Below are 16,804 nucleotides of genomic sequence, written 5' to 3'. Positions count from 1 at the left end.
TATAAGAAATTTCGTAAGTATAGCTTGCTTTCCCATTTCGTGTTTGCTAGTTGCTATTAATTTTTTGAAATAATCTTATAAAAATGAATACAAAATATATCGATCTTATCGATCAAACATATGAATTTCCTCAAGAGGAATTTTCATTAAATAATCATCAATTGCAATTTCATGATATAGACCTAATGAAATTGGTATCTAATTACGGGGCCCCTTTAAAATTCACTTACCTTCCTAAGATTTCTGAAAATATTCAGAGAGCCAAAGGGTGGTTTGCAGAGGCTATTAATAAACATAATTATAAGGGCACATACAAATATTGTTATTGCACCAAAAGTTCTCATTTTAAATATGTATTACAGGAAGCATTAAAAAATGAAATCCATATTGAAACATCATCAGCTTTCGATATTAATATTATTGAAAATCTTAAAGCAGAAGGGAAAATCAATAACGACACATATGTAATTTGCAATGGTTTTAAAAGAGAGCAGTATATTACTAATATCTCTAGACTCATTAATAACGGACATAAAAATTGTATCCCAATTATAGATAATTATGAAGAACTGGGATTACTCTCTCAAGGAATTGATAAAAATTTTAAAGTAGGAATTCGTATAGCTAGTGAAGAAGAACCCAAATTTGAATTCTACACTTCGAGATTAGGAATTGGCTATAAAAATATTGTTCCATTTTACGAAAAGCAGATTAAAGATAATAAACAAGTAGCATTAAAAATGCTGCACTTTTTTATTAATACAGGGATTAGAGATAATGCTTATTACTGGAACGAATTACTTAAGTGTTTAAAGGTGTATGTTCAACTTAAAAAAGTCTGTCCAACACTAGATAGTTTAAATATAGGAGGAGGTTTTCCTATTAAAAACTCCTTGGCTTTTGAGTATGATTACCAATACATGATTGATGAAATTGTAAATCAAATTAACCTTACTTGTGCTGAAGCTAATGTGGATGTGCCTATTATTTTTACAGAATTTGGAAGCTTTACTGTTGGTGAAAGCGGTGGAGCTATTTATGAAATATTATACCAAAAACAACAAAATGATCGTGAAAAATGGAACATGATTAATTCTTCTTTCATTACAACTTTACCAGATACTTGGGCTATAAATAAACGATTTATTATGCTAGCCATTAACCGCTGGAGTGATGAATATGAGCGTGTTTTATTAGGTGGACTTACTTGCGATAGCGATGATTATTACAATAGTGAACAACATGTAAATGCAATTTACTTACCTAAGTATAGAAAAGACAAACCTCTTTATATCGGCTTTTTTAATACAGGCGCTTACCAAGAAACGATAGGAGGTTTTGGAGGGTTACAACATTGTCTTATCCCATCACCCAAGCATATTTTGGTAGATAAAGATGCTAACGGAAACATAACAACAAAAATTTTTACACAACAACAAACAAGCGAGCAATTGCTCTCAATTTTAGGGTATGAAAACTAGAACTTATGCAGGTATTCCAAGAGAGAATGCAGCATTAGAAACTTCAAAAATTGTTTTAATTCCTGTTCCTTACGACGGGACAAGCACTTTTCAGAAAGGAGCAGATAAAGGGCCTGAAGCTTTTTTATATGCCTCAGAAAATATGGAATTATACGATATTGAAACAGAAACAGAAGTATATAAACAAGGTATTTATTTAGCACCTTCAATTACTGAAGATACTTCGCCAGAGGCAGTTGTAGAGGCTGTGTATAAAACTACTAAAGAATACATATTACGTAATAAATTTGTGACAGCATTTGGCGGAGAGCATAGTATTTCTATTGGAACTATTAGGGCTTTTAATGAATGTTTTGATGATTTAACAGTACTACATATCGATGCTCATGCAGATCTTAGACCAGAATATCAAGGTTCAAAATGCAATCATGCTTGTGCAGTTTATGAAGCAAGCCAACATACAAACTTGATACAAGTAGGAATCCGTAGTATGGATTTTTCAGAAACAACTGTAATGGATAGAGATAAAGTTTGGTTTGCAGAAGAGATGGCTAATGATGATTACTGGGTAGATAATGTTATTGAAACATTAAGCGAAAATGTGTTTATCACGTTCGATTTAGATGTGTTAGACCCATCTATTATGCCCTCTACAGGAACACCAGAACCTGGAGGGTTATTTTGGTACGAAACATTAGATTTTTTAAAGCAGGTTTTTGCAGAGAAAAATGTAGTGGGATTTGATATTGTAGAACTTTGCCCTAATAAATTGGATAAGTCTTCAGATTTCTTAGCAGCAAAACTGTATTACAAAATGCTTAGTTATAAGTTCATGAATACTGAAGAAAATGATGTTTTTGAAAGCAATTTTAATGAATCTAAAAAGGGAAAATCAAAAATTAATACGTTAGAAGATGACTACTAAGGGAAATATATCGCAATTTATAGAAAAGTACTATTTACACTTTAATGCAGCTGCACTAGTAGATGCTGCTAAAGGCTATGAGGCACAATTAGATAATGGTGCTAAAATGTTAGTTTCTTTAGCTGGTGCTATGAGCACAGCAGAGCTAGGTAAAATTTTTGCCGAAATGATACGGCAAGACAAAGTTCATATTATTTCTTGCACAGGAGCTAATCTAGAAGAAGATATAATGAATTTAGTAGCTCACTCACATTACAAAAGAGTCCCTAATTATCGTGATTTAACACCCCAACAAGAATGGGATTTATTAGAAAAAGGCCTTAATAGGGTTACAGACACTTGTATCCCAGAAGAAGAAGCATTTAGACGTATTCAAGAACATATTGTAAAAATATGGAAAGACGCAGAGGAAAAAGGGGAGCGTTATCTCCCACATGAATATATGTATAAACTACTGCTAAGTGGGATATTGGAGCAATACTATGAAATAGATATTAAAGATTCATGGATGTATGCTGCTGCTGAAAAAAACCTGCCAATTATTTGTCCAGGGTGGGAAGACAGTACTATGGGGAATATTTTTGCAAGTTATGTGCTAAAAGGAGAGCTTAAGGCTTCAACAATGAAAAGTGGGATCGAATACATGACCTTTTTAGCAGATTGGTATACGCATAATTGTAATAATGGAATAGGATTTTTTCAAATTGGAGGTGGTATTGCAGGTGATTTTCCTATTTGCGTAGTACCTATGCTGTATCAAGATATGGAGCGTACAGAAACACCTTTTTGGAGTTATTTCTGCCAGATTAGTGATAGCACCACAAGTTATGGTAGTTACTCTGGAGCAGTCCCCAATGAAAAAATAACCTGGGGAAAACTAGATATAAATACTCCAAAGTTTATTATTGAAAGTGATGCAACTATTGTTGCCCCTCTTATATTTGCCTATTTATTAGGAATGTAATGTATAGAGTTCAATCGCAGCAAGTAGCTCAAAGCATTTCAATTAAAGCCTTGCGTCAATTTATAAAGGGAAATTTACTATTTGCAGATAGTGATGAACTTTTTTATAGCCTAGAAGACTCAAAATTTGTATATCTATTTCAGTTTGGAATTATAAGTTTTTTTAATTTTTCTGAAAATGAAAAGCAAGAAGTCTTTAAGCAAGTTAAACCATTTTCTAAGGGTTCAGTAAATGAATTTTTAGTTGAAGATATTTCCGTAGCAATTCAAGAAAAAACACTTAAAGTAACTTTTGATGAGGTGATTATTCCTGAAATAGATGAAGAAATGATTCGACTAATTATGCTGCATACCTCACAGTCTATAGCGTTGGATAGATATTCAGAAATAACCGAAAAGCTTCTAGAGGAAGCAAGTGTACATACAAAAAGCCTAGAAAAAAGGGGCCGCTTAAAAATTTCAAGTATAAAACTCAAAAGGTTAATAGGCAAAACCTTAAATATTAAAAATGGTATTTATGAGAATTTATACATTTTTGATTCTCCAGAAGTAACATGGGAAGATGAGCAATTAGCTAAACTTGACGTTGACCTTAAAAACACTTTTGATTTAAAAAACAGGTATCGTTATATTCAAGATCGAATTACAATTGTGAAAGAGAACTTAGAATTGTTTAAAGATATCTGGGATCATAAAGAAAGTAGTACGTTAGAGTGGATTATTATCATTCTAATTTTTGTTGAAATTATAGACCTATTTGTAACTAAGGTCTTTTAATTATTAAAGTAATCTCATAGGGATTTTGGTAATTGCTCAGACCCTAATTCCTGTGAGTTACTTATTTCATACATTGCATACAAAATAACTACAGTATATTCAATTGATACCAGCCAAAGATTTTCATTAAAGCCATCGGCTTCATACGCCGAGTAGCTGAGCATTACTAGTGCACTCCAAACAATTGGAAATCTGTATTTGGTAAATACAGACAATACTAATGGAGTAGCAACATACCATGGATGTACAGTTGTAGAAAACAAAAAGTAAAATGTAATCCCAAAAAGCAACCCAGTAATGAGTTGTTGTGTGGTATTATGTTTTCTGAAGAAACTAATGCCCAGTAAAAATAATATTACAATTATAGGAAGTATTTTTCCTACTGTGCCAATAATATTCCAACCTACTGTTTTAAACCCAATCCACCTAATGATGTAATAGATACTTGCATTAAACTCAAAATTTTGAAACCATAGACTAATGGTAGTGGTAAAGTTTTTAATAAATACTGAGGAAAGAAAAGGAGCAAATGTTATTAGTATGGTTGCTATGATGACTAGATAAAACAAAATGAGTTTTGTTATTCCTAAAGGTATTTTTTTCTTTAATTCTTGAGATTCCTCATTACACTTCGCTTCATTCTGAATGACAGTATTTTTCTTAATAAAATAATTAAGAAAAACAGGCAATAACAATAATGGTATTAATTTTACTGAAATAGAAAGCCCAATCAATACAGCAGCCCAGAACCATTTTTTTTGATGTAAAAGATATAATCCCCAAATAAGGAAGGAGAGCATCACACCTTCAAAATGAAGATTTCCTGTAAGCTCTATTATGATAAATGGATTAATAAAATACCAGAAGATAGTTGTTGTAGGTAATTGTAATTTTTCCAAGAGCTTTTTCCCAAAATATAGAATACCAATATCTGCTAGAATAGTAATGATTCGTAATATTATAACTGACCCTAAAATACTTTTACCTGAAAAGAATCCCGCAATGGCAAAACATAATTGATTTACTGGTGGATAATTACTATAATGGCTTGCGTTAAGACTTCCCATGCCTTTAAAAAGAGTGTCAGCTTCATGCATCGTAATAGCAAACCAAGAATCTAGTGACCAAGAGCTTAAGAGCGTTTTTGGCGGTACGTTATTTATAAATTGCTCTGGAGTAAATAAATAGGGATTCACTCCCTGCACTAATAATCTACCATCCCATATAAAGCGATAAAAGTCTTGTGATAAGTTGGGTATACTAGGAAATGCAATAAGCCTAAAAACAATCCCAATTCCAGCGAGCACCCAAAATTGATGACCTAAAAATTTTATAAGCTGCCACGAGAGTATAAATAAAGCTCCATACAAAGTGATTAGCTTTATAAAATCACTTCTGTCTAAACCGTATGTAAAACTCCAATATAGAAAACAACAAACTAGAGTGAAAAATAAGGGTAGTTTGTATGTTTTTAAGAAGTTCAAAAAAGGCTATTTCTTAATCTTGCCATTCGGCAATAAAGAGGTTAGTATCTCTTCCACCACCATTATTTCGGTTAGAAGAAAATGCTAAATATTTCCCATTGTTAGAAAAAACGGGAAATGCATCAAAGGTTTCACCATGTGTTACTCTTTCAAGGTTTTTTCCATCTAGGTCTATCATATACAAGTTAAAAGGAAAACCTCGTTCTGCTTCATAATTACTCGAGAATAAAATTTTCTCACCACTCGGATGAAAAAATGGACTCCAATTAGCGTTCCCTAAATTGGTAAGTTGTTTTAAGTTACTTCCATCTGCATCACAGATATAAAGTTCCATTTCGGTAGGTTGTACTAACCCTTGAGCAAGTAAGTCTTTATATTCTTTAATTTCTGCCTCTGTTTTAGGTCTTGAAGAACGGAAAATTAACTTAGTACCATCTGGAGAGAAAAAAGCACCGCCGTCATAACCTAACTCATCTGTTATTTGTTTTACATCACTTCCATCAATATTCATAGTATATAACTCTAAATCACCACTACGCATTGAGGTAAATACTATTTTGTCTCCTTTTGGGGAAACAGTTGCTTCAGCATCATAGCCAGGCTCTTTGGTAAGCTGTGCAGTTATATTTCCTTCTAGGTCTGCTACAAAAATGTCAAAACTATCATACACAGGCCATACATATTTTCCGTTTTTTCTAAGCGGAACCTCTGGACAGTTTTCGTCTACCAAATGTGTAGAGCCATATACATAATGCTTGTTATCTGGTAAAAAATAAGCACAGGTTGTACGTCCTTTTCCTGTACTTATCATAGGAGGTTGTTTGTCTTTAAAAGATTCTTCAATATTCATTAAAAACATTTGGTCGCAACCAACTCCCCAGGCTTCATTATTAGATTGAAAAACTAACTGTTTGTCATCAAAACTCCAATAAGCTTCAGCATTGTCACCTCCAAAAGTGATTTGACGTATGTTTTTAAAGTGAGTTTCTTCGGCATAGATTAGTGTATCTTTGGTTTTCTCATCTAATACAACAGTAGCCTCCTTTTTAGTAGCTTCACCTTCAGTATTGTGCTCAAGTTCTTTTTGCTTTTCCTTGCAAGAAAATAATGTACTCAATAGTAAAACAGATAGTATAAGTCTCATAAATCCAGTAATTTTGTACAAAAATAAGAATATGCGTGCTTTTATAATTGTTTTTTCAGTAATACTATTTTTTTCATGTAAAGAAGAGAAAATACAGTCTGTTACCATGCAAGATGATGTTAGCTTTTTGGCAAGTGATTCTTTAAACGGAAGGCAAACAGGAACCGAAGGAGAATTGGCAGCGGCTGCCTATATCGAAAAGCGTTTAAAAGCCATTGGGTTACAACCTAAAGGTGTTGCAGCATCTTACACCCAGACCTTTTCGTTTAAACCAAGTAGCAACCCACATGAACAGGCAGAATATACCAATGAAACTTTGGAGGGAATGATTACTGGAACCAATGTGATTGGTTATCTTGATAATAACGCTGAGCATACTGTGGTAATTGGGGCGCATTACGACCACTTAGGAACAGGAGGTGAGGGTTCCTTATACAGAGAAGAAGGCGATGCAATACACAATGGTGCAGATGATAATGCAAGTGGTGTAGCCATCATGTTACAATTAGCCGAAAGACTAAGACAACTTCCTGCTCCAAAAAACAACTATTTATTTATAGCTTTTTCTGGGGAAGAAATGGGCTTATTGGGCTCTAATTATTTTGTTAAAAACCCAACTGTAGATGCTAAAAAAATTAACTACATGATAAACCTAGATATGGTAGGGCGTCTTAATGAAGAAAAAACCTTGGCGGCTTATGGTGTAGGGACTTCACCTATTTTTAAGCAAACCCTTTTTGCTAATAATACATTTGACTTAAACATTGCCGAAAATGATAGTGGAATTGGTCCAAGTGACCATACATCTTTTTACCTTGCAGATATTCCTGTTTTATTCTTTTTCACAGGACAACACAGCGATTACCATAAACCTACAGATGATACTGAAAAGCTAAATTTTGATGGCATGGAAACTATTACAAGCTATATTGAAAGTATTGTAAAAGACCTTGATGGCGCGGGTAAATTAGCTTTTAGAAAAACAAAAAATGAAAGTGAAGAGGTACCCGCTTTTAAAGTTGCATTAGGAGTTGTTCCAGATTACCTTTTTACGGGTGAAGGAATGAGAATTGATGGTATTAGTGAGGACAAGCCTGCACAGAAAGCAGGGTTACAAAAAGGGGATGTCGTTATAAAATTAGGAGACAAAGAAACCAAAGATATGATGAGTTATATGAAGGCTTTGGCTACTTTTGAAGAAGGGCAAACTATTGAAGTTACTGTAAATAGGAGTGGTGAGATAATTACTTTTGAGGTAACTTTTTAAACCTTACTTGTTAAACTCTTAAAAAATACAAACCCAAACCCTATAAAGAGCATAAGGTGAAAAGGGAAAAGACCAAAATCGCCTCCTTGATCTCCCACTACAAAAGCAGAGTACATTCCAAACGCAAAATACAACATTAAAATACCTTCAATAACTGTATTTGGAGATATGTTTTTGGAGATATATTTATTGCTTTTTAAACCGTCTTTAAACTTATTTAAATTGAATTTTGGAGTTCGTACAAATTCACTTTTTTTACCAATATGTCCTTCTAAAACTGCTATGGAATTATGAAGTGAAAAGCCCATAGCAATTGAGAAAAAGGTGAAAAACATCCCTGTATATTTTAAAAACTGCTTGATACCACCTCCATAAATACTCCTATATGTAAACCAGTAGCAAATAAAAAAGATGATGGTGCTAATTACAAAAAAGCTCATTACTAAGAAATACATTTTTAAATGTTCATATTCATTCTTAATATACAACATTGGTATACTTAAAATGGCAACAATTAAAATGTTTAAAAACATTGTGCTGTTTAATAAGTGAAGTATACTGTGAACTTTTGTTTTAAAAGGAACGGTACTACTTTTTAGTACTCTACCTGCCATTTTTCTAAAGTTTTCTGCACCACCTTTATTCCATCTAAATTGCTGTGAACGTGCTGCACTAATTACCACAGGCAACTCTGCAGGTGTTTCTACCTCTTCTAAGTATTTAAACTTCCACTCTTTAAGTTGAGCTCTATAACTAAGGTCAAGATCTTCGGTAAGAGTGTCGCCCTCCCAATTTCCAGCATCCAGAATACATTCTTTCCTCCAAATGCCAGCAGTTCCGTTAAAATTAATAAAGTGCCCCTTACTATTTCTACCCACTTGTTCTAAGGTAAAGTGTGCATCTAGAGCAAATGCTTGAACCCGTGTTAAAATGGAATAATTTTTATTGATGTGTCCCCATCTAGTTTGTACAACCCCAATATTAGCATCTTTAAAATATGGGATGGTTCTAAGCAACCAATTTTTCTTCGGAAGAAAATCGGCATCAAAAATAGCAATAAACTCACCTTTTGCAGTTTTAAGCCCTTCTTTTAAAGCACCTGCCTTAAAACCAACTCTATTTTCTCTTGTGACATGTTGAATGTCTAGTCCTGTTTCTTGAAGTTTTGCTATGTGCTTTGCTGTAACACCAAAAGACTCATCTGTAGAATCGTCAAGAACTTGAATTTCTAACTTTTCTCTTGGATATTCAATTTCAGAAATATTATCAAGTAAGCGCTCCATTACATACATCTCGTTATATACAGGAAGCTGAATAGTTACATACGGAATTTCTTCAGGATTAGATAAATCAAACTTTGGAACGTTAGTTTCACACTTTTTTCTAGCACGTAAATAATTAAAGAGTAAGTTGAGCTGTGCCAAAGCATACATAAAGATAAGTATGAGGGCAATGGAATAGATTGCTATGATGATGGTTTCTAAAATCATTTTTTAAAGCTGTACTTAAAAATCCAACCCAAAATTTTTACGCCTGCAAATATAGCACCTTTTACCGTTCCTGAAACTTTTGAGACACCTATTCTATTTCTATATTTTACAGGGATTTCTGTATAACTATATTTCTTTTTTAAAGCTTTTAACTGCATTTCTACTGTCCATCCATAGGTCTTATCTTCCATTTGTAATGCAAGTAATTTATCATACTTAATAGCTCTAAAAGGACCTAAATCTGTAAACTTTGCTCCAAAGAAAAGCTTCATTAAATTGGTAGCGAGCCAATTACCAAATTCCTGTGGAATGGTCATAGAGCCAGCTTCACGTAAATGTTTAGTTCGAGCTCCAATCACAAAATCTATATCTTCTTTAATTATGGGAGTTACAATTTTTGTAAGCTCTTCTGGGTAATCACTATAATCACCATCTAAAAACACAATGATGTCTGGCGGTGTTTTTAAAGAAGCAACATATTCCATTCCTTTAAGACAAGCATATCCATAACCTCTTCGGTTTTCGGTTAAAACAGTTGCACCAGCTTTCTTTGCAATAGCTTCAGTAGTATCGGTAGAGTTATTACTCACAACAATAGTTTCATCAACAATAGTTGGTATATCACTAATTACTTTTGCTATAGACTCTTCCTCGTTAAAGGCCGGAATAATAACTTTTATCCTTTTATTCATTTGAGTGATACGTCAGGATTGTCCCTTTTAAATGCCCATACCGAAGTCCATTCACCCACTTTTTCATCGTTTTCATATTTCTCGGCACGCATTAATTTTTGTTTGTTGTATTGTAAAGCAAATCCGTTTTTTTGATTGTCTTTAAACTGATATTTTGCTTTTTTTTGGTTTGCAATATCGTAAAAAATCCACCAATTCTCTGCACTACCATTTATGTAATGTCCCTCTTTAATAAGTTTATTTTGAGTGTTGTAATAATACCAATACCCATCTTTTTTATTGTTTTTATAATTCCCTTTGGATGCAACAGCACCATTGTTATGATAAAATATCCAGAACTTAATTTTTTTGTTGCCAAGTGCCCAGCCTTCTGCCTTTAATGTACCATTTTCGTAGTATTCTTTAGCATACATTTTTTCAGGAACGGAAGTATGGGCAATGGCATTTGTCGTTAAAAATATTCCGGAGAAGAGTAGAAAAGTAACCCGTGATAGTTTCATAGGGTTTTAGACGCAACTAATACCTATTCCTAACTTTTAGGGTAAAAAACCCTGTATTTTTAAATTCAGGACTAATAAAAGAGTTTTTTATTATTTATTATTCACCAAGCTCATTAAATCTACATCATTCCCTAATAACACTTGGTTTCCATCAATACGACCTTCTAGTGGTCCATTTTCCAATTTTAAAACACCTCTTGGACAAACAGCAGAGCAAATACCACAACCCACACAGCTTGAACGTACAATATTCTCGCCTTTTTGAGCGTAGGCTCTTACATCAATACCCATTTCGCAGTAAGTAGAACAATTACCACATGAGATACATTGTCCTCCATTAGTCGTGATTCTAAATTTTGAAAATAAACGCTGTTGCATTCCAAGAATAGCAGCCATAGGACAGCCCATACGGCACCATACTCTATTCCCAAAAATTGGGTAAAAGCCTGTACCTATTACACCGCTAAAAATAGCTCCAATTAAGAATCCGTATGTAGTGCGTAAAGTTTCAGCTTCAAAAAGAAATAATTTTGTTTCAGAGAAATAATGAATCCCAACAAGACTTAAAATTACTACTAGATATCCAATGGCACCATAACGAGCATCTTTTTCAAGTTCCTGTCTTTTAAAAATCCATATGGCACAAAAAAGTAGAGTTAAAAATACTGCTACGCCAATAAGAAATACATCTTTTGTTAACCAATACTTGTCAGCATCATATCCTAAGTAGGTGCTTACAACAGCTGTAGTCATAACAACTACAAATACAAGTACACTATGTATTACCCATCTTTCAACCTTCCATGCGGTCATGCTTTTGTCACTTAAATGTCTAAAAGGGTCTCCAGCAGTTTCAGCAAGTCCGCCACAACCACAAACCCAAGAGCAATACCATCTTTTCCCATATTTATAGGTTAAAATAGGTGTAATAACAAAAATTGAAACAATCCCAAAAATTAGTAGTACCAAGCCTACTGTCCCTGAAGAAATAAAGCTGTCTACCCTATATTGTTCGAAGTTATAATAGTTAAGAGGCCATATATTTTTTAAATCATAGTAGGGAAGGTTAAAAGAATCGCTATTTAACCTCGCCATAAATTCTGGAATTAAAAAAGCAAAAGCCGTCTGAAAAAACATAACACTAATTGTTCTAATTTTTTCATAATTGTTATGTCTATATTTCCACATAAACTTTATACCAAAAGCTAAAATAGCAATGGTATAAAGTGTTCCATATACAAACCATTGGCTTGCAGGGTTACCACTTAAAAGCTTACTTAAGGGGTCAAATAATGCAATTACCCCAGTATTCTCTCCCTCGTTGTTGAGGCCTAAGTAAACTGGAAAAAAGTATAGAATAATATAAAAACCAGTTAAAGAGATACCTGCAATCCATGCCCAAAACCCTCTATTGGAAATAGATTTAAACCAAACGCCGTGGTTTTTTATTCCTTCAAGTTTTCCACTATAGCTTCCTTTTGCGTATAATACAATCCCTGCTGTGATAGCAACTAGTGAGATTATAAGCCAAAGACCTTTATTAGGAAAATCTACATTAAAGCCTGCTAGGGCAATAATTGCCAAACCAGCTAGGCCTAGTATAGTTGCTACTTTTTGTGTGCCATTTAATACATTAGATGCATCTCCTGTTAATGACATATTTCTCTGTATTGAACTCATAATGTTAGGCGTTTACTGTTTGGTTATGGTATGTAGATAAAATTTCGTTTTCAAAAGAGGCATAGAATTCTGGGTCAAAATTTGCATGTTTGAGATGTTTAATCACGTAATCTGTAGTACGTTCTTCAGTAAGCCATTTATCAAAGATTTCGTGACGCATACGAATCCCAAACGTGTTGATTCCAATAAATTTTCCAGTAGTTTCTTCAGTATTTATAGTGATGCATTTTGTATCGTCATTGTGTTTCCAATGAAAATGGACTTCTCCTTCACGAGGTTTAGAAAAAACCCATCCATAGGTTTGATATTCTATATCCAAAAATTTTGCACTATTAAACCAATGTCCTGGTTTGTATTCTAATTTATTTCCACACAGCGTTTGAGCCAACGTTTCTCCCATCATCCTACCTGTGTACCAAACGGCTTCAATTGGGCGTCTGTTTCCTATAGGCTCATTTTGCTCTGCACAATCTCCTATAGCATACACATCTTCTACATTGGTTTCTAAATATCTATTTACTTTTATTCCTCGACCCAACTCAATACCACTTTCTTTTAAAAAATCTACATTGGGCGATACTCCGGCTGTTAAACCAACTATATTACAAGGAATTTCTTCTCCTGTTTCTTCAATAATTATAGATTTTACTCTACCATTTTCATCAGCTTTAATCTCTTTTAAATTGTTTGAAAGCCGTAAATCTATATGGTGATTTTTAATGTGTCTATTAATCATTTCACTTTCTCCTTCGGGCAATACACCATTCCAAAAACTAGATTCTCTAACCAAAAAAGTAACAGGGATGGCTCTGGAAGCAAGCATTTCGGCAAGTTCAATTCCTATTAACCCTCCCCCAACAATTACTGCTCTATTACACACTTTGTTGTTAGGTGCGTTTTTTTCTAATGTCTCTAAATCTTGAAATGAATATAAACCTTGTACGCCTTCTAAATCTTGTCCTGGCCAGCCAAATTTATTAGGCTTAGAACCTGTTGCTAATACAAGTTTGTCATATTGTAAGGTATCACCTTCAGTAAAATGAAGCGTTTTCTGCTTTGTGTCCACCTTCTCAACATAACCTCTCTTAAGATTGATGTTGTTTTTATTCCAAAAATAATCCTCATACGGTTTGGTGTGTTCATATTTCATATGCCCCATGTATATATACATAAGAGCTGTGCGTGAGAAAAAATGATCTGTTTCTGCAGAAACTATGGTAATTTTTTTGTCGGAAAGCTTCCTAATATGTCTGGCAGTTGTAACTCCAGAAATACCATTTCCTATAATAACAATGTGTTCCATATTAGTGCCCAAATTTTGGGTGTTTTTTATTGGTCGAGTGTTCTGTCGGTAATCAAGTTACTAACATTACATTGATTTTTAACTATTGTTCAAAAAAATGTGAGTTCCTAAAGGAAAAATATGCTTTTATCGTTTTTCTGAAAAAATACATACCCCTTCTGTAAGTTATTTAAAATGTTTTGGACTTATGCATTGTAAAAAACGAATGAAATGAAAAAAACATTTTTACTTCTAATCTCAATTATTACATTTTCAGTAACTAATTCTAGTGCTCAAAATTTAGCTCAATTTTTTGATGAAGCCGATGCCATCTTCAGTAAATATGTTAGCAACGGAAAAGTTGATTATGCTTCTCTGTTTAAAAATGAAGCCGAATTAGCTTCAGTTTTAGACCTTGCAAAAAATAGTAAAGTATCAACTTCAAATGCAGCAACGTACCAAGCTTTTTGGATAAATGCATACAACCTTTCAGTTATAAAAGGAATAATAGATAACTATCCTATAAAATCTCCGCTGGATAAAAAAGGGTTTTTTGACAAGACTACTTATAACCTTGGAGGGACTACAATTACTTTAAATGATATTGAAAACAAGAAGCTAAGAGCTAAGTTTGATGATGCTCGTTTTCATTTTGTATTGGTTTGTGGGGCTAAGGGGTGCCCACCTCTAATTGCAAAGGCTTATAGACCAGAAACACTTAATAAGCAGCTAGAAGCGCAAACCAAAAAAGCCCTTACTAATAACGAATTTGTAAAAATTAGTAACGGAAAAGTAGCTCTTTCTGAAATTTTTAAATGGTACAAAGAAGACTTTGTAAAAAAAGGACAAAACGAAGTAGATTTTCTAAATAAATTTAGAAATGAAAAAGTATCCCCAGATGCTAAAGTCACATACTATACTTACGACTGGCGCCTAAACTCTAAATAAAAATTCGAGGCTAGCCTATTAAATTTAAGTTGGAAACTACCCTTTACTTATTGGCAAACCTCAAACTATTTAACACTCTATTTTCGAGTAAATTTTAATCAAGATTTCCCTTTTGCCAGCTTAGTTGTTACGCCCAATTACTAAGCTGGTGGGTGAAGCACAAACCAAAAAAAACAACAATGAAAAATTTAAAATTTACAGTTGTAATAGGATTACTATGTTTAATTTCTACTACAATTTGTGCACAAGATGCCAATCAAGACGAACCCGCGGGTTCGGTAATACAAACCTTAACCCCTTCAAAACTAATTGGAAAAGGGCAGTTTGATATTAAATGGTTTAATAATCTATACACACAAACCGAAAGTACCTTTACTGAAGGAACTGAACCAAGAGAAACTTTTTTTACTTCTACTATAGAAGGTTATACAGGAGTTAGTGAAAATAGAAGAGTTAATTTAGGTCTAATATTGGAGTTTAGAAGCAACGTAGTTGCAGATAGAAGTGCATTAGATGTTTTTAGTTTTGACGGAGAGTTTGGTACTGCACGAAGTGGGTTTACTTCTATTGCGCCAAGCGTAAAATTTGTTCCTTTTGCTTCAGTAAATAATTTTTCAATTCAGTCTTCATTCTTTATTCCATTGGTTGATAATGAAGTTGAAGATTTCATATTTGATGAGCAAGGCAACCAACTTACTAATGGAGTTTTTTTAGACCAAAATGGATTTATATGGCAAAACAGATTTTTTTATGATTACACTTTTCCTGGGGACAAATTTCAGTTATTTACAGAACTAAATTCTGAGTTAAACTTTGGTGATGCAGATGATAGTTTTGCAAACAATAGTATAAATCTTACACCTGGAGTTTTCTTTAGTTATTTTCCTTCTTCAAAATTTACGGTTTTAGCCTTAGCGCAGCACAGCCAGCGTATTGATTTAGGTAATGACTTTGAACAAGATTTTACTGCAATGGGAGGTGGACTAAAATATCAGTTGACAGATGAGGTTAATGTTGAGGCTTTATACACCAATTTTGTAAGAGGAAATAATACAGGGCTTGGTGAGACCTTTAATCTAGGCGTTAGGCTGGTATTTTAACAATTTAAATTGCATAATAGTAGTATTTTAGAGTTTCAAAAAAAATAGTGCTATGCGTTTTAAAATAGTTGTTAGATTTCTTTTTCTCTTTTTTTTACTACAAAGTTGTGAGGGGCAAAACAAAAAAATAAATGGAATTAGTTTTGTTGCTTCGCGAGAAGAAGCAACCCAAAAAAACATAGACCCTGTTTTAAACATAAATGCCAATTATGCTGCTGTCATGCCTTTTGGATTTATAAGAGATTTAGAGACTCCAGAAATAATTCATAATACAGATAGGCAATGGTTTGGAGAGACGAGGGCTGGAGCTAAGCAATACATAGAGTTACTTCATAAAAATAATATAGAAGTAATGGTTAAACCGCAAATTTGGATTAGAAGAGGAGAATTTACGGGATATCTAAAAATGAATACTGAAGAAGACTGGCAAGCATTACAAAAATCGTATTCCAGTTTTATTTTAGAGTATGCTTCACTTGCTGCTGAAGCTGATGTTGCTATGTTTTGTATAGGAACAGAACTAGAACAGTTTATAGTAAACAGACCAACGTATTGGAAAAACTTAATTACTGAAATTAAAAAAGTATATAAAGGAAAACTTACATATGCAGCTAACTGGGATGAATATAAAAGAGTGCCTTTTTGGGAGCAATTAGACTACATAGGAGTAGACGCTTATTTTCCAATCTCTGAAAATAAAACCCCCACTTTAGAAGAATCTCAGCAAGGCTGGAAAAAATGGAAGGCTGAATTGAAAGGTGTGTCCCAAAAAGTAGACAAACCTATTGTATTTACCGAGTATGGATACCGAAGTGTAGATTTTTCTGGGAAAGAACCATGGGTGAGTGACCACACAATGCGAGATGTAAACCTTGAAGCTCAGAAAAATTTAACGCAAGCCTTGTTTAATGAACTCTACAAAGAAGATTGGTTTAAAGGAGGCTTTATTTGGAAATGGTTTATCGCTCACGAAAGAGTAGGAGGAAACGACAATCCAATGTTTACACCTCAAAACAAACCGGTAGAGGAAGTTATTAAAAAGCAATTTTTATCAAGTCAATAAAGTACATT

The 16,804-nt window shown here is 33.5% G+C and carries 15 protein-coding genes; 8 read left to right on the top strand and 7 right to left on the bottom strand.

The window, feature by feature from the left end:
* The first annotated feature begins 83 nt into the window (after positions 1-83).
* The 4 genes from RM538_RS09855 to RM538_RS09840 are packed head-to-tail and all read left to right on the top strand — an operon-like array spanning position 84 to position 4,146.
* Entirely contained in the window at positions 84-1,481 is a 1,398-nt protein-coding gene (locus tag RM538_RS09855) for an arginine decarboxylase (protein ID WP_311333261.1), read from the top strand.
* A complete protein-coding gene (gene speB / locus RM538_RS09850) occupies positions 1,471-2,406 on the top strand; it encodes an agmatinase (protein ID WP_311333260.1) in 936 nt (311 codons plus the stop codon). Before RM538_RS09855 ends, speB begins: the two co-directional genes overlap by 11 nt.
* Complete coding sequence (locus RM538_RS09845; protein WP_311333259.1) at positions 2,396-3,370, top strand: deoxyhypusine synthase family protein; 975 nt, start codon at positions 2,396-2,398, stop codon at positions 3,368-3,370. Before speB ends, RM538_RS09845 begins: the two co-directional genes overlap by 11 nt.
* Entirely contained in the window at positions 3,370-4,146 is a 777-nt protein-coding gene (locus RM538_RS09840) for an RMD1 family protein (protein WP_311333258.1), read from the top strand. Before RM538_RS09845 ends, RM538_RS09840 begins: the two co-directional genes overlap by 1 nt.
* Positions 4,147-4,160: 14 nt before the next feature.
* On the opposite strand, the gene RM538_RS09835 is transcribed toward RM538_RS09840, so the two are convergent.
* Together RM538_RS09835 and RM538_RS09830 are read right to left on the bottom strand one after the other, a co-directional pair.
* On the bottom strand, positions 4,161-5,630 hold the full coding sequence (locus RM538_RS09835) for an MptA/MptB family glycosyltransferase (protein WP_432279804.1): 1,470 nt from the start codon (positions 5,628-5,630) through the stop codon (positions 4,161-4,163).
* Between the two features lie 13 nt (positions 5,631-5,643).
* Entirely contained in the window at positions 5,644-6,774 is a 1,131-nt protein-coding gene (locus tag RM538_RS09830; protein WP_311333256.1) for a TolB family protein, read from the bottom strand.
* Between the two features lie 31 nt (positions 6,775-6,805).
* Between RM538_RS09830 and RM538_RS09825 the strand changes: the two genes are divergently transcribed.
* The gene (locus tag RM538_RS09825; protein ID WP_311333255.1) at positions 6,806-8,041 is read left to right on the top strand and encodes a M20/M25/M40 family metallo-hydrolase; all 1,236 of its coding nucleotides are present in this window, start codon (positions 6,806-6,808) and stop codon (positions 8,039-8,041) included.
* On the opposite strand, the gene RM538_RS09820 is transcribed toward RM538_RS09825, so the two are convergent.
* The 5 genes from RM538_RS09820 to RM538_RS09800 form a co-directional block, all read right to left on the bottom strand.
* Positions 8,038-9,531: a cellulose synthase family protein gene (locus tag RM538_RS09820; protein ID WP_311333254.1), complete on the bottom strand. Its 1,494-nt coding sequence runs from the start codon at positions 9,529-9,531 to the stop codon at positions 8,038-8,040. The two genes, RM538_RS09825 and RM538_RS09820, sit on opposite strands and share 4 nt — an antisense overlap.
* On the bottom strand, positions 9,528-10,223 hold the full coding sequence (locus RM538_RS09815) for a glycosyltransferase family 2 protein (RefSeq protein WP_311333253.1): 696 nt from the start codon (positions 10,221-10,223) through the stop codon (positions 9,528-9,530). The genes RM538_RS09820 and RM538_RS09815 overlap by 4 nt, the downstream gene beginning before the upstream one ends.
* The gene (locus RM538_RS09810) at positions 10,220-10,723 is read right to left on the bottom strand and encodes a toxin-antitoxin system YwqK family antitoxin (protein ID WP_311333252.1); all 504 of its coding nucleotides are present in this window, start codon (positions 10,721-10,723) and stop codon (positions 10,220-10,222) included. Before RM538_RS09810 ends, RM538_RS09815 begins: the two co-directional genes overlap by 4 nt.
* 90 nt (positions 10,724-10,813) lie before the next feature.
* Positions 10,814-12,403, bottom strand: coding sequence for a 4Fe-4S binding protein (locus RM538_RS09805; protein ID WP_311333251.1), 1,590 nt, complete (start codon positions 12,401-12,403; stop codon positions 10,814-10,816).
* 4 nt (positions 12,404-12,407) lie between these two features.
* The gene (locus RM538_RS09800; RefSeq protein WP_311333250.1) at positions 12,408-13,706 is read right to left on the bottom strand and encodes an NAD(P)/FAD-dependent oxidoreductase; all 1,299 of its coding nucleotides are present in this window, start codon (positions 13,704-13,706) and stop codon (positions 12,408-12,410) included.
* A gap of 210 nt (positions 13,707-13,916) precedes the next feature.
* On the opposite strand from RM538_RS09800, the gene RM538_RS09795 reads away from it, so the two are divergent.
* The 3 genes from RM538_RS09795 (at position 13,917) to RM538_RS09785 (ending at position 16,796) form a co-directional block, all read left to right on the top strand.
* A complete protein-coding gene (locus tag RM538_RS09795; protein ID WP_311333249.1) occupies positions 13,917-14,633 on the top strand; it encodes a DUF547 domain-containing protein in 717 nt (238 codons plus the stop codon).
* A 179-nt stretch (positions 14,634-14,812) separates the two neighbouring features.
* Complete coding sequence (locus tag RM538_RS09790; protein WP_311333248.1) at positions 14,813-15,733, top strand: hypothetical protein; 921 nt, start codon at positions 14,813-14,815, stop codon at positions 15,731-15,733.
* A gap of 52 nt (positions 15,734-15,785) precedes the next feature.
* Entirely contained in the window at positions 15,786-16,796 is a 1,011-nt protein-coding gene (locus RM538_RS09785) for a glycoside hydrolase family 113 (protein ID WP_311333247.1), read from the top strand.
* The last annotated feature ends 8 nt before the right edge of the window (positions 16,797-16,804 follow it).

Origin of the sequence: Patiriisocius hiemis, from assembly GCF_031846325.1 — a bacterium.
Taxonomy (GTDB): domain Bacteria; phylum Bacteroidota; class Bacteroidia; order Flavobacteriales; family Flavobacteriaceae; genus Patiriisocius_A; species Patiriisocius_A hiemis.
Note: the sequence above shows the minus strand (reverse complement) of the source record. Positions and strands in the feature narration are given on the sequence as shown.